The organism is Citrobacter sp. JGM124, from assembly GCF_018257795.1.
In the GTDB taxonomy this organism is placed as follows: Bacteria; Pseudomonadota; Gammaproteobacteria; order Enterobacterales; family Enterobacteriaceae; genus JGM124.
This window is the reverse complement of the sequence record NZ_JAERJD010000001.1, coordinates 520202-540774: the sequence shown is the minus strand read 5'-3', so window position 1 is coordinate 540774 and position 20573 is coordinate 520202. Positions and strand designations below refer to the sequence as shown.

Here is a 20573-nt window from a genome sequence, read left to right as displayed (position 1 = left end):
TATTGTGAGTAAGACAGGTAAGCTCCTGTGCTACAGACTCGGGTGACGCTATGGACAAATATATTTTTTATTATAAAGGTGATGACATTCAGGCCATCCCTAAGGCAGCGCTTTCAAGAAAGCTCAAAGCTGAGTTTTCCAGTAATGGTTTTAAAAAACATCCCATCACCGTCATGGCCAGTAATCAACAAGCAGCATTAGGTGAATTGCAGAAAGAGAATAACCTTAACCTGAGTATGCTGAGTGAGTATTCCGGTGGGATGTTTATTATCGCCCTGACCATGATACCCGTTCTTATCATTGCGGTTGTCGCCTTATTCCTCTCTTAACGGGCAATAACCGTAGAAAGGGTGCTCTGGTCGGTGCTGTCTGACTACCATGAGCGACAAATTGCAGGCCTCATACCCTTGCATGAACCCTGGAGTTCGATAGATAATTGCCAACACTGGGTTGTTTATACTTACTGTCAGTCAGGCGGGTAAACTCCACCAACGTATTGGCAGTTTAAAACATTATGCCGTCAGACACCCTGCGTCTGGCATTCAGGCCTGGTAAGTGTGATATCGTGGCACCTTTCCCCTCTTTCCCGAGGAATGTCCTCAGTTTGGTTTCAGTAAACCATCCAGCGATACATTTTGGGGCCGTCAGGCATAAAACCAAGGCAATAAATATGAAAAACAGATCAGGTCTCTATGCCCTACGATAGTGTTTACCGGGAAAAACGCCCCCCAAGCACGCTGCGCCTGACGTGGTACAAGTTTTATGGTGACACCACAGGGATGATTGGCCTGTATGGTTGTGGTGGCCTCATTATACTTTGCCTGTTTGGCGGGCTTTTCTCCCCTTACCAGATAGACCAGCAGTTCCTGGGCTATCAGCTGTTACCCCCCTCCTGGTCACGTTACGGTGAGATTTCATTCTTCCTGGGGACGGATGATTTAGGGCGAGATGTGCTGAGTCGCCTCTTGTCTGGTGCAGCACCAACCGTTGGCAGTGCATTTCTTATTACTCTGGCAGCAACCGGATGCGGTATCGTTCTTGGCAGTATTGCCGGGGCCACTCACGGCCTGCGCTCGGCGGTATTAAACCACATTCTTGATACCTTGCTGTTCATTCCCTCGTTGCTGTTAGCCATTATTGTCGTGGCGTTTGTTGGCCCCAGCCTGGGTCATGCGATGTTTGCTGTCTGGCTGGCACTTTTACCACGAATGGTTCGCTCGGTTTATAGTGCAGTACATGATGAGCTGGAGAAAGAGTATGTCATTGCGGCACGACTGGATGGCGCATCCACCTTTGAGTTAATGCGTTTTGCGGTAATACCTAATACCGCATCCACGCTGATTACAGAAGTGACCCGGGCCTTATCGATAGCTATTTTAGATATTGCCGCACTCGGTTTTCTTGATCTTGGGGCTCAGTTCCCTTCCACAGAATGGGGCAGCATGCTGGGTGACTCACTGGAATTAATTTACGTCGCGCCCTGGACCGTGATGCTCCCCGGGGCTGCTATCATGGTAAGTGTACTGCTCGTCAACTTACTGGGCGATGGTTTACGTCGCGCCATCAATGCCGGGGTTCAATAATGCCACTGCTTGATATTCGTAATCTGACCATAGAATTTATGACACCTGAAGGTTGGGTCAAAGCCGTCGACCGCGTTAGCATCACCTTGAACGAAGGTGAGATTCGTGGCCTGGTGGGTGAGTCAGGGTCAGGGAAGAGTCTGATTGCTAAAGCCATTTGTGGCATTACCCGGGATAACTGGCGAACAACAGCTGATCGCATGCGTTTTGATGATATTGACCTGTTAAAACTCTCACCACGCCAGCGGCGGCGGTTAATGGGGTATAACCTGTCGATGATTTTCCAGGAACCTCAGTCCTGTCTTGACCCTTCGGAAAAGATTGGTCGTCAGTTGATACAGAACATTCCCGGCTGGACTTATAAAGGCCGTTGGTGGCGTCGTCCGGGCTGGCGTACTCGTCGTGCAATTGAACTGTTGCATCGTGTGGGAATTAAAGACCATCGGGGCATCATGAACTGCTACCCCTATGAACTCACCGAAGGGGAATGTCAGAAAGTCATGATCGGCATCGCACTGGCTAACCAGCCACGACTCCTGATCGCCGATGAACCCACCAATGCCATGGAGCCCACGACACAGTCACAAATTTTTCGGCTGTTGACCCGGCTGAATCAAAACAATAACACTACCATTCTATTGATTAGTCATGACTTACAGATGCTCAGTAAATGGGCGGATAAAATTAATGTGATGTATTGCGGGCAGACGGTCGAAAGTGCATCCAGCGAAGAGCTGGTGACCACCCCGCACCACCCTTATACCCAGGCATTGATTCGTGCGATCCCTGATTTTGGTAGCCCGATGCCCCATAAAAGTCGTCTGAACACCCTGCCAGGAGCTATCCCGGTGCTGGAGCAACTTCCCATAGGGTGCCGTCTTGGACCTCGCTGCCCTTACGCACAACGAGAGTGTATTGATGCCCCCTGGCTTGAAAATACGAAGAATCACTACTATGCCTGTCATTTCCCGCTAAATATGGAGAGCAATTGATGCTCAATTCGCTGCTGGAAGTGCGTCATCTGAGTAAAACCTTTCGCTATCGTAACGGTTTATTTAAGCGTCATCAGCTTGAGGCGGTAAAACCGCTGAGTTTTACCTTACGTGAAAAGCAGACGCTGGCAATTATTGGTGAGAACGGTTCCGGAAAATCAACACTGGCAAAAATGCTGGTGGGAATGATTGAGCCTAGTGGCGGTGAGATCCTGATTGACGACACACCGCTGCACTATGGTGATTATGCTTATCGCAGTCAACGCGTCCGCATGATTTTTCAGGATCCTACAACGTCACTTAACCCCCGGCAGCGTATTTCACAGATTCTGGATTTTCCTCTGCGTCTGAATACGGAGTGGCAGGCCCATGAGCGTCGCCAGCATGTGATGGAAACGTTACGCATGGTGGGCTTGCTCCCGGACCATGCGAGTTATTACCCTCATATGTTAGCCCCAGGGCAGAAGCAGCGTTTAGGCCTTGCCAGGGCATTGATCCTACGCCCACAGGTGATCATTGCCGATGAGGCACTGGCCTCACTCGATATGTCGATGCGGTCGCAACTGATTAATCTCATGCTGGAATTGCAAGAGAAACATGGTATTTCCTATATTTACGTCACCCAGCATATTGGCATGATGAAACATATCAGTGATCAAGTGATGGTCATGCATCAAGGTGAAGTGGTGGAACGCGGCAGTACCGCTGATGTGCTGGCCTCTCCGTTGCATGAACTGACCAGGCGTTTGATAAACAGTCACTTTGGTGAGGCTTTAACCGCCGATGCCTGGCGAAAAGACCGCAAACAACCGTAATTGAGTGAAATAAAGTGGTCGGATTAACGATTGGCGTCGAGTCATGGTAGAATTGCCGCCGTTTTAACGCTGGCCTGGACGCGTTTTAATCCACAGGCCGCAAACAATAATGACAACTAAGGATTATCGCTATGGGTTTTCTTACCGGTAAACGCATTCTTATCACTGGCGTAGCCAGTAAACTCTCCATCGCCTATGGTATTGCACAAGCTATGCACCGTGAAGGTGCTGAACTGGCGTTTACCTATCAGAATGAAAAGCTGAAAGGCCGTGTTGAAGGTTTTGCTGCAGATCTGGGGTCAAACCTGGTTCTTCCTTGTGATGTAGCAGAAGATGAAAGCATTGACGCGTTGTTTACCGAACTGGCAAAAAGCTGGCCGAAATTTGATGGTTTTGTGCACTCTATCGGTTTTGCTCCGGGAGATCAGCTGGATGGGGACTATGTGAATGCTGTCACCCGTGAAGGCTTCAAAATTGCCCACGACATTAGTTCTTACAGTTTTGTGGCACTGGCCAAAGCCTGCCGCGAGATGCTGAACCCAAATTCTGCCCTGTTAACCCTGTCCTACTTGGGTGCTGAACGTGCTATCCCTAACTACAACGTGATGGGCCTGGCAAAAGCCTCTCTGGAAGCCAACGTTCGTTACATGGCAAATGCTATGGGACCAGAAGGTGTGCGTGTTAATGCCATCTCTGCGGGCCCTATTCGTACCCTGGCTGCTTCGGGTATTAAAGATTTCCGTAAAATGCTGGCTCATTGCGAAGCCGTGACCCCGATTCGTCGTACCGTTACCATTGAAGATGTAGGTAATTCAGCGGCGTTCCTGTGCTCGAATCTGTCTGCCGGCATCTCCGGTGAAGTCGTTCACGTTGATGGTGGTTTTAGTATTGCTGCCATGAATGAGCTCGAACTCAAGGATTAATTTCCAGTACTCATGAGGCGAACACCCGTTCGCCTCAACAGGCTGATTAGCACCATCCTCCCGGATTACCCGGTTATTATGCCTTTCTGATATTTATTATCACCGATCGTTATTTTGTCTGTTGCCCGCCTTGCGTCAGGATTACACCGGAACCCAACCCCTTTCGGTTTATAAACTGTCTTTCAAGGAACAAGCATGGAACAACGACGCTTTTCAGGTAAAAGCCAGTGGTATCATGAAACACAGTCCAGTCAGAATCTGACAAATGTTCAACCTCTCGTGCCTGAAGTGCCCCAGGTTGATGATCGTTTTCTGCTTGACCTCAAGCTGGCTGACCCCCCTCTCCTGAGAGGCATTCCCTGGGCACCAATCGCCCGTTCTTTGTCGAATTTGTTGCTGCCTGAACAGGTAGAAACGAATCGTCTGCACACTTTCACTCGCTATGAACGACTGACCACAGCCCTGACGGTGGCACAAGTCTTTGGTGTACAACGCCTGTGTAATTACTATGCTGCACTCCTTGCCCCGGAATGCAGCAGTGATTCGTCCCGCGAATCCAATCGCCGTCTGACACAAATCACACAATTCTCTCGCCAGCTTGCCAGCCACCCCACCAGCATCAAAGCAACATCATTAATGGAACTGGATGAGTGTGGATTATCGATTGAGGATATCATTACCTTTACTCAACTGATTGGGTTTATAGGTTTTCAGGCGTATACGATTGCTGTTTTACAGGCCTTTATGCACTTCCCTGTTCGCCTGCTACCGGGCCTTAATGCCCAGCAAGATGCTGATGGGGCAATATTCAATCACCCGGAGGGAATTTGGCAGTCTGATTTGGCCGCCCTTGAACGTCGTTATGCCAGTGAGGAACAGTTGCACGCCCTGAAGACGGGCCGTAAATCGGCCACACTTCATGAGCTAGCTGGCCTGCTGGCTCATGACCCACAAATGCTGATGGGGCTGGAACAACTCACCCGTCAGTTTTGGCCCACAGGACTGCCCGAAGATGATGACGGACGCCTGGTCATGATGCTGGTTTCCCGAATTAATGGCAGCCTGACATGTTTCAATAGCGCGGCATCGCACTGGCAAGGGGCCCCAAGTTTGCCTGATACGGTTCGCCAGGGAGAAAGTGCAGTCGACGCATTCAGCCAACATCACCCGCGTGAAAATGCCATAATGCAAACCGTTCAATTATTGACGCGCTCACCAGATAGATTTAGTTATACACAGCTGGCACCGCTCTTCGCCCAGGGCTTTACTGAACAGCAAGCCTTTCATCTTTTAATCCATTCCGGGCTGGTGGGATGGCTGAATCGGCTGAAGACGGGGCTTGGCACACTGAATGCCCCAAAAACCTTCCCCCCGTAAGGTAATCATCACTTGCCGCAAGGTAAGGATTCGCGTAAAACTGTCAGCCGCTCTTTGGCCACGAAAAAAAAATAATATGCTTCAGGATAACCCGCTGCTCGCGCAGCTAAAACAGCAACTGCATGCCAAGACTCCACGCGCAGAAGGTGTGGTGAAAGGCACTGAAAAAGGCTTTGGCTTTCTGGAAGTTGATGCCACCAAAAGTTATTTCATCCCGCCGCCACAGATGAAAAAAGTCATGCATGGCGACAGGATAAGCGCGGTTATTCATACGGAGAAAGACCGCGAATCTGCTGAACCAGAAACGCTGATTGAACCATTCCTCACACGTTTTGTTGGACGCATTCAGAAAAAAGATGACCGACTATCCATTGTCCCGGATCATCCATTACTGAGGGACGCTATCCCTTGTCGTGCTGAAAAGTCTGTTACTCATGAGTTCCAAAATGGGGACTGGGCAGTAGCGGAGATGCGTCGTCATCCCTTGAAAGGTGATCGAGGTTTTTTTGCTGACCTCACCCAATACATCACCTTCGCAGATGATCCCCTGGTCCCATGGTGGGTGACGTTGTCACGTCATAATTTGGAACGAACGGCTCCTGAGGGGATCGCGACAGAGATGCTGGATGACGGCCTCGTTCGTAAAGACCTCACCGCACTCAGTTTCGTTACCATTGATAGTGCCAGCACTGAAGATATGGATGACGCACTCTATGCAGAGGCGATGGATGACGGTAGTCTGTTGCTGACGGTGGCTATCGCCGATCCCACCGCATGGATAGCCCCGGATAGCCCCCTGGACAACATTGCCCGAGTTCGCGCCTTTACTAACTATCTGCCGGGGTTCAACATTCCTATGCTCCCTCGCGAGTTGTCAGATGACTTGTGCTCGCTGCGTCCGAATGTTACCCGCCCGGTGTTGGCTTGCCAGATGTCTGTCGGTGCAGACGGGGCCATTGGCGATGATATCCACTTCTTTACGGCGACTATCGAGTCCAAAGCGAAACTGGTGTATGACGAAGTTTCAGACTGGCTGGAAGAACAAGGAAGCTGGACACCGCCAAATGACGCGGTGGCTGAACAAATTCAGTTACTCCAGCGTATCTGTCTGGCAAGAAATACCTGGCGTCAACAGCATGCTTTAGTATTTAAAGATCGTCCAGACTACCGTTTTGTGCTGGGTGAAAAAGGCGAAGTCCTGGATATTGTTTCTGAATCTCGACGTATTGCAAACCGCATCGTGGAAGAATCCATGATTGCGGCCAATATCTGTGCAGCCATTGTGCTACGCGATACTCTCGGTTTTGGTATTTATAACGTGCATACGGGCTTTGACCCGGCAAATACTGAACAGCTAACCGAGATGCTTAAAACCCACGGTATCACGGCCGATCCTCAGGAAGTGCTGACGCTGGAAGGTTTTTGTAAATTACGTCGTGAACTTGATCGCCAGCCAACAACCTTCCTTGACAGTCGTATCCGTCGTTATCAGTCATTTGCAGAAACGAGTACCGAACCAGGCCCACACTTTGGTCTCGGGCTTGAGGCTTATGCTACCTGGACGTCACCGATTCGTAAATTTAGCGATATGGTGAACCACCGCCTGTTAAAAGCCATTATTAAAGGTGAAGTCGGACAGCGCCCGGGGAATGATATAACCACACAAATGACGGAGCGCCGGCGTCTGAACCGCATGGCGGAGCGTGACGTCAGCGACTGGTTATATGCCCGTTTTCTGAATGATAAAGCCGGAACAGAAACGCGTTTTGCCGCTGAAATTGTTGATGTCAGCCGGGGGGGTATGCGTGTCCGTTTGATCGATAACGGTGCCAGCGCTTTTATTCCGGCTCCCTTTATTCATACCGTGCGTGATGAGCTGGTCTGCAGTCAGGAACTGGGTACCGTACAAGTGAAAGGTGACGTGGTTTACAAAGTGGCAGATGTCATTGATGTCACTATTGCAGAAGTCAGGATGGAAACTCGCAGTATTATTGCGCGTCCCGCCCTCTAAAACGTAAAAACGATGCGGCTGCAGTAAGCCTTATCATGTCCCCCTGACAGCAACATGCTGCCGGGGGGATTTTAGCGATAGTCTGTGACAAACAATGTTATGATAACCAGGTATAAGTTATTCATAATCAATTGGAAAAAAAGCCAAAAAATCGCATTATCATCTTCTCTTTGTCCTGGTTATTTTGCATTATAGCGGGACTCACTATTTCTGTTTACAGGGGTTGCCATGTCAGCGATTGATCCACAACAATTAATCAAACGTATTGATACCGTGCTGGATATTCTGGTGGCGAAAGACTATCCCTCCGCGATTAATAACCTGGAAATTTTGAAAGCAGAACTGCTCGAACAGTATCGGGATCAGAACATTAATCATCATGAGCACAAGAAATCCCCCTGGGAGATCTAGTTCCAGGCCTTCTTTTTCCTGATATTTTCAGCGTCAGGCGATCTGCCCTGATGGGGTTTCCTGCTAAAAAGCGCGCAGGTTGCTTGTTGTCTTTTTCTTTTCGCCAGACTATTCGCTTTAACACTCACATGGCCCAATACCCTATTTTGTGTTGCTATAAAAACAGCCTCCCCCTCTCATATTGCCGGTGAAATAAATAAATCCGTACTCTCTGCGGCCGTTCGTAAACTGAGGTTTCCACCCACAATATTTACTCATTTATCCCTTGAACTCACAGAAGAAATTAAAGCACTTCGGGCGATAGCCTCATGATTTAGCCGTTATTTGATAGACTGCTGATTATTTAATGCAGGAGAATATATACATGGCATTTATAAATCATAAAATAAAGAGAAGGCGAAGATGAAAATAATTTATTGCTCCCAATTCATCCAGGAAATACAAAAAATCACTGCACCAATAACAGAGAAAATCAGACAGACATGCTCATTTCTGTCAAAACTATTCAGTGTTAAAAATACCGATCAAACTTGTAAAAAAAACGCAGCCGCCCCGGGCAGGGAACCATTTTATCAGCAGCGCACTCCCGTGAATGAGTCCAGATCCATGCCAGTCGACATACAATTCAGCCCCCATTTAACAGGAAAAATGGCGACTGCGGATAACCATAGCACTCAAATTAAAAAGGAACGGTATCCTCTTTCTTCTTGCGAATCAGGAGCCAAACGCCGATCATCTTTACAGACTCTGCCATTACGTCCACAGATAACGGCGAAAGCTCCGACAATGGCTGCCCCTGTCAAAAAGCGTCGCGCACCTTTGCCGCCACTGACGCCAAAAATGATATCCCAGCTTGAGCAAATGATAAAACAGGATACCTCCACCGCCCGACCTGCTGAGAGGGAGCAGATCAATATCGAACAATTAACACCAGACAAAATGAAAAATTTAAAACTGGCATTAAAAGACTTTGCGGTGGATCGACAGATGGCGCGAGATAAATGGATAAATACCAGTAATTCAAATAATCTCAATCCAGCAGACAATAATAAAATACCCCCCCATGAATAGCCGGTTCTATTCACGCAGTCAACGGCAGATATAGGGCATAAGAATTAAAGCAACCACCGGGAAAAATAGCAGGCCGGTTTATTACGGCCTGCATTAATATCGTTACCCACCAGCCAGTTTCACTTTCATCCCTTTTGCTTCAAGTAGCGACTTTAATAATTCTCTGTTATCTCCCTGAATTTCAATGATGCCCTCTTTCACTGCACCACCACAGCCACACTTCTTTTTTAATTCCGCAGCAATACGGGCAAGCGTGGCATCATCCGCATCAATACCACTGATAAGACAAACGCCTTTACCTTTACGGCCGCTGGTCTGTTTTTGTATACGTACAATGCCATCACCTTTAGGGCGCTGGACGACAGCTTTTGGCGTATCAATGCGCCCCGTTTCAGTAGAATAAACGAGGGGGTTATCTTTACTCATATTACCTCCTGTGCCAGTGATGCCCGTATGTCACGCAACGTCTGTGCAGGATCGTTTGACTGGGTGATAGGCCGGCCAATGACCATGAAATCCACCCCTGCTTGCTGTGCTGCAATCGGGGTCATAATACGGCGCTGATCATCCACATTGCTGCCTGACGGACGGATCCCCGGAGTAACTAATTTAAAATCATGCCCCAGTTCCTGTTTAAAGCGAACGGCTTCCTGAGCTGAACAGACCACACCATCAAGGCCACAATCACGGGCCAGCGTAGCCAGGCGAGCAGCATAGTCAGCAGGGGACATATTTACACCCAGATCAGCAAGGTCGCTCGCCTCCATGCTCGTGAGCACAGTAACAGCAATCAGTAATGGAGCATCCTTCCCAAAGGGAATCAGTGCCTCCCGGGCTGCACTCATCATACGTTTACCACCACTCCCGTGCACATTCACCATCCACACCCCTAACTCAGCTGCAGCCGCCACGGCATGTGCAGTCGTGTTAGGAATATCGTGAAATTTTAAGTCCAGGAAAACATCAAAGCCGCGCTGTTGCAGGTCCCGCACAAGCTGGGGCCCAGACAGGGTGAATAACTCTTTGCCGACTTTAAGGCGGCAATCACGAGGGTCGATACGGTCGACAAATGCTAATGCTTTATCACGACTGTCATAATCCAGCGCGACCACGATGGGGGACTCGGTGACCATACGGGAGGAGCAATCAATTGAATTCATAGCAGAACCTTCTGTCTGTTTGGCACCGTTCGGCGCAGAAAGATAAATCGGGTGCATTCTACTCGTCGACTTAAAAAATTGACAGCCAACTCCGTGTTTATGGGAAGATTGTTTGTGAAAATGATTTTAGCAGGCGCCCTGCCGCTGCCAGGCTTATGATCTTGCTGACGACACGGTTGCTGATGGTGGAATGGTAAATAGCAACTAGTATGTTGTAACTAATGAAAGCAAGACAAACACCAGCACACAGCATGTCGGTAACAGAATAATATGATAAGTTTCTTTATTGCCCGTCGAGCCCGCGAATCGGTTTAACGGTTGACCAGGCACGGCATGATGGGCAGTGCCAGTAAAGGCTAAATGCGGTGAAACCACATTTTTGACAGCGGTAGCGCGGTTTTGTACGGATTTGCTCGCCCACCATGTTCCGCAAGATCATCAGGCTTTCTTTCGCTCGCCCTTCTTCCGCTTCATGCAAGTGGTAGTCCATCAGGCGATGAAAAACGCGCATCGTTGGGTGACGTTGTAACTGGCGGTTAATATAAAGTTGGGCGGTCTCCGCCCCTTCTTTCTGTTCCAGGACATCCGCCAGCATCAACTCAGCACTGGACCCCACATTTTCTTCCACGCAACGCCGCAGAAAGGTTTCCCAAATATCAGGTTCATCCAACTGTCGGTAGCATGTCTGCAACATTTCAAGGGTTTCACTCACCAGCTCACTGTCCTGGTCTATCACGCGGGTCAGCGTTTCCGCAGCACGGCTGTACTCCCCTTTTTCCATAAAAATGCGCCCCATCATAATAGAGACCCGGGCACAATTTTTATCCGCTGCAGCGCCTTTCTTCAGTAAAGCCATACCCTTATCGAGGGAGTCACTGGCTATACTCTGCAATGCCAGTTCACAGTAGAAATGCGCGATTTCAGTATGATGCTGATCTTTACCATACTTAACCAGTTTTTCAGCGACATCAATGGCCTTCTGCCAGTCACTGGTGGCCTGATGGAGCTGCAGCAGTTGCTGCAGCGCGCTACTGCGAAAATCGGTTTCATCCACTAACTGGCTGAACATGTCTTCGGCACGGTCATACAGGCCTGCGGCCATGTAATCACGGCCCAGCTGCTGAATGGCGAGCAATCGCTGGTCGTAATTGAGGGAAGCGCTTTCCATCAGGGTTTGGTGAATACGTATCGCCCGATCAACTTCCCCGCGCTGACGAAACAAATTGCCTAATGTCAGATGGGCTTCAACCGTCCCCGTGTCCTCTTTCAGCATGTCCAGAAACAGGTCAACGGCTTTGTCCTGCTGATTGGAAAGTAAGAAATTGACCCCGGTGACATAGTCACGTGACAGCCGGCTGGCCTCCTGTTGCTTATCTTGTTGCGCACTCCGCCGCCCCATATACCAGCCATATGCGGCCGCAATAGGTAACAACAAAAACAACAGTTCAAGCATCGTCGCTTATCCCTTCACTACTGGCACATTCGCTGTTTCAACAGAAGAGACAACCTGTTGTTCCAGTCGCTTAATTTTGCGCTCTGCACGCACCAAAGATAAACGAACCCGCAGCCAGAAAAGTGTGCAAATTAACCAGCCGATGATAAACCCGCCAGCAAACAGTGTCGCCAGTAATGTCGACACACGATACTCGCCTTGAGCAATCAGATAGTTAAAGTTAACAACTTGATCATTTTGCGCCCCGAGAGTAATGGAGATCACAAAGATGGCGAGTACTAATAAAAAAATGAGTAAATATTTCACATTACATCCCGATATGTGCGAAAGGTCATCTACTATACCCAAATGCAACCTAATGATACCACTTACTACACTGGGGGATATCACGAAATCCATTGCCAGGGGCTGGTTTACTAAGAATGGGGGTTAAACAGAGAAGATCAACCCTCTTCTGCATATTCAATATCAGTCAATTCAAAGCGATGACGATCTGATTTTGTCACTGTTTGTCAAAAAAAAACGCCACCGGATACTGATATTTTCTAAGCATAACACCCCTTAATTAAAAAGACGCAGCTCTGCGCCTCACAGGAACAAACAATAACATTGTATCCAGGAATAAAAAGAGGTTCACCATCATCATAGTGCACAGATAGATAAACGGATTTTTCCAGAGTTAAAGAAAATAGAGCCGTTAATAACAGTTGAGGCGTACTGTTGTCGGTTGTGGCAAAATATGCCGTCATATTGCATCAGTGGTTTGGCGCACCCTTACGCCAAATCAAGTACCTGGAGAATCACATGCAGCTTAAACACGTGGCAGAAGCCAAACTGCCAACCCCATGGGGCGATTTCCTGATGGTCGGATTTGAAGAATTAGCCACCGGAAAAGATCACGTCGCGCTGGTGTATGGTGATATTACTGGGGAAGAGGCTGTGCTGGCGCGGGTACATTCCGAGTGTTTAACCGGCGATGCATTGTTCAGCCTGCGATGCGACTGTGGATTTCAGCTGGAAGCCGCACTCGCCCGGATAGCAGAAGAAGGTCGCGGGGTTCTACTCTACCATCGCCAGGAGGGCCGTAATATTGGCCTGTTAAATAAAATCCGTGCCTATGCCCTGCAAGATCAAGGCTATGACACGGTGGAGGCTAATCACCAGCTTGGTTTCGCGGCGGATGAACGTGACTTCACCCTCTGTGCTGATATCTTTAAATTGCTTGGGATCGACGGGGTTCGTTTACTCACTAACAATCCGAAGAAGGTCGATATACTCAGTGGTGCAGGAATCAATATTGTTGAAAGAGTACCGTTGATCGTCGGACGTAATCCCAACAACGAACACTATCTTGATACCAAAGCCAAAAAAATGGGGCACCTGCTGGGCGACACCCAGTAATACCACCGGTCCGGGGTACTGCCAGAGAAAAAGGGGACATTCCCCTCTTTCTCTGGTGATTATCGCCGCTTTTTAATTAAGCATCTTACGAATAACATATTGTAAAATGCCCCCATGACGGAAGTAGGTTAATTCATTCCCGGTATCAATACGGCAACGACAGAGCAATGTCTGTTGGCTGCCATCCGCACGGGTCAGAATAACAGGAATGTCTGCTTTCGGTGTCAGGCTATTCAGTGACGCTACCGCAACCAGCTCCTCTCCGGTTAACCCCAGTGTCTTACGCGTCGCACCCTCAGGGAATTCCAGCGGTAATATCCCCATACCAATCAGATTTGAGCGATGAATACGCTCAAATGACTCGGCAATCACCAGACGCACCCCCAACAGATTAGGACCTTTTGCTGCCCAGTCACGGCTGGAGCCTGATCCATACTCTTTACCGGCAACCACCGCCAGGGGCAAATTTTGCTGTTTATAGGCCATCGCCGCATCATAAATAGACATAATCCGGGAATCCGGTAACAGCCGTGTCATCCCCCCTTCGATACCGGGAACCATTTCATTGCGAATACGGATGTTGGCAAAGGTGCCCCGCATCATCACCTCATGGTTACCCCGTCTTGAACCATAAGAGTTAAAGTCTGACTCAGGGATACCCTGCTGTTGAAGGTATCGCCCCGCAGGGCTATCAGGCTTAATACTACCAGCGGGTGAAATATGATCAGTTGTCACCGAATCCCCCAGCATTGCCAGTATCCTGGCACCCTGAATATCCATCAGCGGTGCGGGTTCCGCCTCCATAAGGTCAAAAAAAGGCGACTGGCGAATGTAAGTCGACTCAGGCTGCCAGTGATAGGTTTGAGCCCGTTCGGTCTTGATATTACGCCACGCCTCAGTACCGGTGAAGACTTCCCGATATTCCCGGACGAACATAGCACTGGACACCTGGGCCACCGCCTGAGCAATTTCATCACTGCCAGGCCAGATATCATTCAAATAAACCGGCTCTCCCTGCTTATTATGGCCTAATGGTTCATGTACCAGGTCGATGCGCATATTCCCCGCCAGTGCATAGGCCACCACCAGTGGTGGTGATGCCAGCCAGTTAGTTTTAACCAGGGGGTGGATACGCCCTTCAAAATTGCGGTTCCCGGAGAGTACCGCCGCGACCGTAAGCGATTCAGCTTTGATGCTTTGTTCAATAGTCTCAGGCAGTGGCCCGGAGTTACCAATACATGTGGTACAGCCATAACCCACCAGATTAAAACCCAGCTGGTCAAGACTGGCTGTCAGCCCTGCTTTATCGAGGTAATCCGATACCACTTTAGAGCCCGGGGCCAGTGAGCCTTTTACCCAGGGCTTAACACTCAGTCCCGCTTTTATGGCGTTTTGAGCCAGTAACCCCGCGGCCATCATCACCCCAGGATTAGAGGTATTAGTACAAGAAGTAATTGCCGCGATCACTACCGCACCCTCCGCCAGCGCCCCCGTGTTCTCACGCGGGTGCCTGGGCGTATTCACCTCAAGCTCACGGGACGCATTAAAGGCCTGGGGTACGGCACTCAAGGGGACCCGATCCTGCGGACGTTTCGGTCCGGCAAGGCTGGCCTCAACATCTTGCATATGGAGTTCCAGCGTACTGGTAAATACGGGTTCATCCCCGGCGTGTCGCCACAATCCTTGCTCTTTCGTATAGGCTTCAACCAGGGCAATTTGTTGCTCACTACGGCCACTCAGACGCATATAATCAAGGGTGATATCGTCAACCGGGAAAAAACCACAAGTCGCACCATATTCGGGTGCCATATTCGCAATGGTCGCCCGGTCAGCCAGTGACAGTGAGGCCAGCCCGTCTCCATAGAATTCAACAAATTTCCCGACCACACCATGCTGACGCAGCATCTGTGTCACCGTCAGGACTAAATCAGTTGCGGTGATACCTTCCCGTAGTTTCCCCATAATCTTAAAGCCCACCACGTCCGGGATCAGCATCGACACAGGTTGCCCAAGCATTGCGGCTTCAGCTTCTATCCCCCCAACGCCCCAGCCAAGCACGCCCAGTGCATTGATCATTGTGGTGTGTGAGTCGGTTCCTACCAATGTATCCGGATAAGCTATCCAGTCCTCCCCCTGTAGTTCACTCCAGACGGTCTTCCCCAAATACTCAAGATTCACCTGGTGGCAAATCCCCGTACCCGGGGGAACCACTCTGAAGTAGTTAAACGCTTGCTGACCCCAGCGCAGGAACACATAGCGTTCGTGATTACGCCGCATTTCAAGATCCACATTCTCTTCAAAAGCGTCCGGCGTGCCAAAGTTATCCACAGTGACCGAGTGGTCAATCACCAAATCAACGGGAGTCAATGGATTAACCCGGCTGACATCCCCGCCCAGTCTTTTCACTGCCTCGCGCATCGCGGCCAGATCAACCACCGCAGGAACGCCGGTAAAGTCTTGCATCAGAACGCGTGATGGTCGGTAGGCAATTTCTCGCTCAAAATGCGCATCTTTAAGCCACAAGGCCACAGCCTGGATATCTTCCCTGGTGACGGAGTCTTCATCCTGCCAGCGCAGCAGGTTTTCTAACAAAACTTTCAGGGATTTAGGTAAGCGGTGAATATCACCGAGTTGCTGTGCAGCAAGCGCGAGGCTATAGAAATGGTAAGTCTTATCGTTGATTTTTAGTTTACTTTTGCTGATGGTCCTCAGGGTACACGACATAGCTCCTCCTTAACAAAGGCAAGGATGTTATAACCCTGTGGGATCACAGGGTACAGAGTAAAGATACCATAAGTTGATACCATCAGCCTGAAGTGGCGTTAATGAAGGAATAAGGGCGCGACAATAGCCAGGAGGAACGTATCAAGGGAATGCGGAAATCATCTCAAAAGCGAGTTATTCCTGAGGTAAAAATGGGTATCTTCAAGGGCCAGAAGACACCCGTTTCTGTTATTTCTCAGGGAGTTTAATGTCTTTAAACATCTCTTCGATATCATCATTGGAGCGTAATGCCACTGCGGTGTCCACAACATCACGCGTCAGATGCGGGGCAAAACGCTGGATAAAGTCATACATATAGCTACGCAGGAAAGTACTGCGTCTGAAACCTATCTTGGTAGTACTGTGGCTAAAGATGCCCGGGGTTTCGATACGCACCAAGTCCGGATCCGTGATCGGGTCAACCGCCATGCTGGCAATCACCCCTACCCCCAGCCCCAGTCGTACATAGGTTTTAATCACATCAGCATCAGTGGCGGTAAACACAATTCGCGGCGTCAGCCCGGCACGATTAAACGCAGTATCCAGTTCTGAACGTCCGGTAAAACCAAATGTATAGGTAACCAGAGGGTACTGGGCCAGTTCCTCAATCGTCACCGTTGTTTTGGAAGCCAGCGGATGATCTGGAGTCACCACAATGGAACGGTTCCAGTGGTAACAAGGCAGCATCACCAGGTCGTCATAAAGGTGGAGCGCTTCTGTCGCAATGGCAAAGTCAGCATTACCTTTAGACACAGCCTCGGCTATCTGGGTTGGTGAGCCTTGGTGCATGTGTAACGAGACCCTGGGATAGCGCTCGATAAAGCCCTTGATCACACTCGGCAGGGCATAACGCGCCTGAGTATGAGTCGTGGCAACATACAGGGAGCCTTTATCTGGCCAGGTATGTTCCCCGGCAACGGATTTAATGGCATCCACTTTTGACAGCACTTCCCGGGCGATGCGGATAATCTCTGCCCCTGCCGGAGTGACTTGGGTCAGGTGTTTACCGCTACGGGCAAAAATCTGGATCCCCAATTCATCTTCCAGCATGCGCACCTGTTTACTGATGCCCGGCTGGGAGGTATAGAGCCCTTCTGCCGTTGAGGAAACATTAAGATTGTGATTGACGACTTCAACAATATAACGAAGCTGCTGTAGTTTCATGATTGAGTATCCAGAATCAAAATAAGTACGCTATCGCGATGGGCGGCATGGCAGTATCGTGAGCGTAAAATAACCGTATATCCACTATATCATTTATAGCTACTTTGTATAGATTGTAGCGAATAATAATAAACAAGTTATATAGGGCTAAAAAAAAACCGGAGTCGCCCCCGGTTTTCTCATCGCTCAGACGCTATTTCTTTCCTTCAACCCATTTGCCGTCAACAAAGAACGCTGACCAGCCTGTTGCCTTGCCCTCTTTTTCAGAAGAGACATACTGCTGCTTGGTTTTACGGCTAAAGCGAACCACTGATTTATTACCTTCAGCATCAGCCTGGGGGGCATCCGCCAGATAACGCAGTTTTTCTGGCAGACGATCCCGGAAACGGTGCAACTCTTCAACCAGAGGGGCACGTGTTTCTCGTGATTTCGGGAACGTATTGGCCGCAAGGAAAACCCCGGCTGCACCGTCACGCAACACGAAATAGGCATCTGACCTTTCACAAGGTAACTCAGGCAATGGCACCGGATCTTCCTTCGGTGGGGCAACTTCGCCATTACGCAGAATTTTACGGGTGTTTTTACACGCTTCGTTGGTGCATCCCATATACTTGCCAAAACGCCCCATTTTCAGGTGCATCTCTGAGCCGCACTTCTCACATTCCACAACCGGGCCATCGTAACCTTTGATGCGGAACTCACCCTCTTCAATCTCATAGCCGTCACAAGTTGGGTTATTACCACAAACATGCAGTTTACGCTTAGGATCGATTAAGTAACTGTCCATTGCCGTGCCGCATTTCTGGCAACGACGTTTGGCTCGTAAGGCATTGGTTTCCGCATCGTCCCCTTCAAGGACGTTAAGCACTTCATTTTCGGCTACCAGATTGATCGTAGTCTTACAACGCTCTTTCGGGGGTAATGCATACCCGGAACAGCCTAAGAAAACCCCGGTACTGGCCGTACGAATTCCCATTTCCCGCCCACAGGTCGGACAATCGATACTGGTCAGCACCATCTGGTTAGGCCGCATGCCACCATGTTCAGGATCCTGCTCCGCTTTTTCAAGCTGGGCACTGAAATCACTGAAGAAGTGATCAAGAGCCTGTTTCCATTCCGCTTTGTTGGTCGCTATTTTGTCGAGGTTGTCTTCCATCTGGGCGGTAAAGTCATAGTTCATCAGCTCGCGGAAGTTTTCTTCCAGACGATCTGTGACTATCTCACCCATTTTTTCGGCATAGAAGCGGCGATTTTCCGCACGCACGTAACCACGATCCTGAATGGTGGAAATAATAGATGCATAGGTAGACGGACGCCCAATGCCACGTTTTTCCAGTTCCTTGACCAAAGAAGCTTCACTAAAACGCGCAGGCGGTTTGGTGAAGTGCTGGGCTGGCATCAGTTCCGTCAGGGAAAGAGCATCCCCCGGGTTCACGGCTGGCAAGGTGCGGTCTTCATCGCCTTTGCGCAGGGCTGGCATCACTTTAGTCCAGCCATCAAAACGCAGAATACGTCCCCGGGCTTTGAGCCGGTATTCTCCGGCTTCCACTGTCAGGGTGGTCGCATCGTACTGGGCCGGTGTCATCTGACAGGCAACAAACTGGCGCCAAATCAGTTGATACAGCTTCTGCGCATCCGCTTCCATATCTTTCAGGACTTCCGACTGTATCTGGATATCCGTCGGGCGAATCGCTTCGTGAGCTTCTTGCGAATTATCTTTACTGGCGTACTGATTCGGTTCTTTAGGCAGGTATTCCGCTCCAAAATTTTCCGAAACATAGTCACGGACCATGCTCAACGCATCCTGGCTCAAATTCGTCGAGTCAGTACGCATGTAGGTGATGTGCCCGGCCTCATAGAGACGCTGTGCCATCATCATGGTTTTTTTCACCCCGAAACCAAGACGAGTGCTCGCGGCCTGCTGCAGTGTCGAGGTGATAAAAGGCGCACCAGGTTTACTGCTGGTCGGTTTATCTTCACGATCCCGAACGGTGTAGCTTGCTTTTTCCAGCAGCGCTACTGCGGCCATAGTCTGTTCACGATTAACCGGGCGGAAGGGTTTATCCTGATGGTGACTGACCTGCATCCCCAACAAATCACCCTTTGGTGTGTTCAGGCTCGCATCAATTTGCCAGTACTCTTCCGGCACAAAAGCTTTGATCTCACGCTCACGCTCAACCACCAGCCGTACGGCAACGGACTGGACACGTCCGGCAGACAGGCCACGGGCGATCTTTTTCCACAGTAATGGCGAAACCATATAGCCTACGACACGGTCCATAAAGCGGCGTGCCTGTTGAGCATTAACCCGATCAATATTCAGTTCACCGGGTTTATCAAAAGCCTGTTGAATCGCATTTTTAGTGATTTCGTTAAAAACCACACGACTGTAACGGGCATCATCGCCACCGATCACTTCCCGCAGGTGCCAGGCAATGGCTTCCCCTTCGCGGTCAAGATCCGTTGCGAGATAGATGTGGTCAGCGTTTTCAGCAAGGGACTTGAGCTCGGCAACGACTTTCTCTTTACCAGGCAGTATTTCATAACGTGCCTTCCAGTCATGCCACGGGTCGATACCCATACGATTGACTAAGGCAGTATGTTCGTCCTTTTTGACCTTTTTAGCGCCCTTAGGGGCTGCTGCGTCGGTGCTTTTCTTGGTGGTTGATCCACTGGTCGGCAAATCACGGATATGACCCACGCTGGACTTAACCACGTAGTTATTTCCGAGATATTTGTTAATCGTTTTAGCTTTTGCCGGGGACTCAACGATGACGAGAGCTTTACCCATATTCACCTTTACCTATTTAATTCATCCAGGAATACGTCGCTGGTTTCACCATCCACTGGCGACGTGCCATACATGTGGTGGTCACGTCGGAGGAGATCAACCTTTTCATTTATCAACTGCGCCACAATCCACGACACAGCAAGGTGTTAAGTGCTCAGGCTTTCGTGTAAATGCTACAGTGCTACGAATATTTGGTTGAATGTCAAGCAATTCTGTTGCCAGATTCGCGAAAGCGTCACACTCTACCTGATAAAATATGTTACGCAACTTTATTAGCACGCAATTTTGGTTAACGCCAATTTGTCCTGCTATTTTGAACCGCTACCGATAGTACAGGGTTATTTGCCCTGACAGGAAAAATAGACGTACACTAACCTCATTTTTCATAAGAGACGAATGTTCCATGCAAACTCAACCCATCAATAGTGCATCCCTACTGGCCGAAGCGAATAAGATCATCCAGGAACATGAAGATTTTATTCATGGCATGGCTGTCACCAGTGTAGAACAGAAAAAGGGTGTTTTGATTTTTAAAGGCGAATACTTTCTTGATGAACAAGGGTTACCTACTACAAAAAGTACCGCCATGTTCAACATGTATAAACACCTTAGCCATATGCTGTCTGAAAAATACCGTCTGGTTGACTGAATCGCGTCC

General features: G+C 49.4%; 18 protein-coding genes. 11 read left to right on the top strand and 7 right to left on the bottom strand.

Going from position 1 to position 20573, the window contains the following annotated elements:
- Window positions 1-50: 50 nt before the first annotated feature.
- From JK154_RS02525 to JK154_RS02485, 9 genes are all read left to right on the top strand, one after another.
- Window positions 51-329: a hypothetical protein gene (locus tag JK154_RS02525; protein ID WP_211990897.1), complete on the top strand. Its 279-nt coding sequence runs from the start codon at window positions 51-53 to the stop codon at window positions 327-329.
- A gap of 363 nt (window positions 330-692) precedes the next feature.
- Complete coding sequence (sapC, locus tag JK154_RS02520; RefSeq protein WP_211990896.1) at window positions 693-1583, top strand: putrescine export ABC transporter permease SapC; 891 nt, start codon at window positions 693-695, stop codon at window positions 1581-1583.
- Window positions 1583-2575, top strand: a complete 993-nt coding sequence (sapD, locus tag JK154_RS02515; RefSeq protein WP_211990894.1) for a putrescine export ABC transporter ATP-binding protein SapD — start codon at window positions 1583-1585, stop codon at window positions 2573-2575. Before sapC ends, sapD begins: the two co-directional genes overlap by 1 nt.
- Window positions 2575-3390 carry a putrescine export ABC transporter ATP-binding protein SapF gene (gene sapF, locus JK154_RS02510; RefSeq protein WP_211990893.1) on the top strand — a complete coding sequence of 272 codons (816 nt, stop codon included), beginning with the start codon at window positions 2575-2577 and terminating at the stop codon, window positions 3388-3390. Before sapD ends, sapF begins: the two co-directional genes overlap by 1 nt.
- Before the next feature lie 131 nt (window positions 3391-3521).
- A complete protein-coding gene (gene fabI, locus JK154_RS02505) occupies window positions 3522-4313 on the top strand; it encodes an enoyl-ACP reductase FabI (protein WP_211990892.1) in 792 nt (263 codons plus the stop codon).
- Window positions 4314-4508: 195 nt separating this feature from the next.
- A complete protein-coding gene (locus JK154_RS02500; RefSeq protein WP_211990891.1) occupies window positions 4509-5690 on the top strand; it encodes a carboxymuconolactone decarboxylase family protein in 1182 nt (393 codons plus the stop codon).
- 76 nt (window positions 5691-5766) lie between these two features.
- Entirely contained in the window at window positions 5767-7701 is a 1935-nt protein-coding gene (locus tag JK154_RS02495; protein WP_211990890.1) for an exoribonuclease II, read from the top strand.
- 228 nt (window positions 7702-7929) lie between these two features.
- Entirely contained in the window at window positions 7930-8112 is a 183-nt protein-coding gene (locus tag JK154_RS02490; RefSeq protein ID WP_211990889.1) for a hypothetical protein, read from the top strand.
- A 648-nt stretch (window positions 8113-8760) separates the two neighbouring features.
- Window positions 8761-9183, top strand: a complete 423-nt coding sequence (locus JK154_RS02485; RefSeq protein ID WP_211990888.1) for a hypothetical protein — start codon at window positions 8761-8763, stop codon at window positions 9181-9183.
- Between the two features lie 102 nt (window positions 9184-9285).
- Here the strand turns inward: JK154_RS02485 and yciH are convergent, their stop codons facing one another.
- From yciH to JK154_RS02465, 4 genes are all read right to left on the bottom strand, one after another.
- Window positions 9286-9609, bottom strand: coding sequence for a stress response translation initiation inhibitor YciH (gene yciH, locus JK154_RS02480; RefSeq protein WP_211990887.1), 324 nt, complete (start codon window positions 9607-9609; stop codon window positions 9286-9288).
- On the bottom strand, window positions 9606-10343 hold the full coding sequence (gene pyrF / locus JK154_RS02475) for an orotidine-5'-phosphate decarboxylase (RefSeq protein WP_211990886.1): 738 nt from the start codon (window positions 10341-10343) through the stop codon (window positions 9606-9608). Before pyrF ends, yciH begins: the two co-directional genes overlap by 4 nt.
- Before the next feature lie 283 nt (window positions 10344-10626).
- Window positions 10627-11796, bottom strand: a complete 1170-nt coding sequence (gene lapB, locus JK154_RS02470) for a lipopolysaccharide assembly protein LapB (protein WP_211990885.1) — start codon at window positions 11794-11796, stop codon at window positions 10627-10629.
- Between the two features lie 6 nt (window positions 11797-11802).
- Entirely contained in the window at window positions 11803-12102 is a 300-nt protein-coding gene (locus JK154_RS02465) for a LapA family protein (protein ID WP_211990884.1), read from the bottom strand.
- A gap of 498 nt (window positions 12103-12600) precedes the next feature.
- Here JK154_RS02465 and ribA point away from each other — a divergent pair, with 498 nt between their 5' ends.
- Window positions 12601-13197, top strand: a complete 597-nt coding sequence (ribA, locus tag JK154_RS02460) for a GTP cyclohydrolase II (protein ID WP_211990883.1) — start codon at window positions 12601-12603, stop codon at window positions 13195-13197.
- 72 nt (window positions 13198-13269) lie between these two features.
- On the opposite strand, the gene acnA is transcribed toward ribA, so the two are convergent.
- The 3 genes from acnA to topA form a co-directional block, all read right to left on the bottom strand.
- Complete coding sequence (acnA, locus tag JK154_RS02455) at window positions 13270-15921, bottom strand: aconitate hydratase AcnA (protein WP_211990882.1); 2652 nt, start codon at window positions 15919-15921, stop codon at window positions 13270-13272.
- 228 nt (window positions 15922-16149) lie between these two features.
- Window positions 16150-17124 carry an HTH-type transcriptional regulator CysB gene (gene cysB, locus JK154_RS02450; protein ID WP_211990881.1) on the bottom strand — a complete coding sequence of 325 codons (975 nt, stop codon included), beginning with the start codon at window positions 17122-17124 and terminating at the stop codon, window positions 16150-16152.
- Between the two features lie 193 nt (window positions 17125-17317).
- Window positions 17318-19915: a type I DNA topoisomerase gene (topA, locus tag JK154_RS02445; protein WP_211990880.1), complete on the bottom strand. Its 2598-nt coding sequence runs from the start codon at window positions 19913-19915 to the stop codon at window positions 17318-17320.
- A 403-nt stretch (window positions 19916-20318) separates the two neighbouring features.
- Between topA and JK154_RS02440 the strand changes: the two genes are divergently transcribed.
- Window positions 20319-20564: a YciN family protein gene (locus tag JK154_RS02440; protein ID WP_211990879.1), complete on the top strand. Its 246-nt coding sequence runs from the start codon at window positions 20319-20321 to the stop codon at window positions 20562-20564.
- Window positions 20565-20573: the final 9 nt, after the last annotated feature.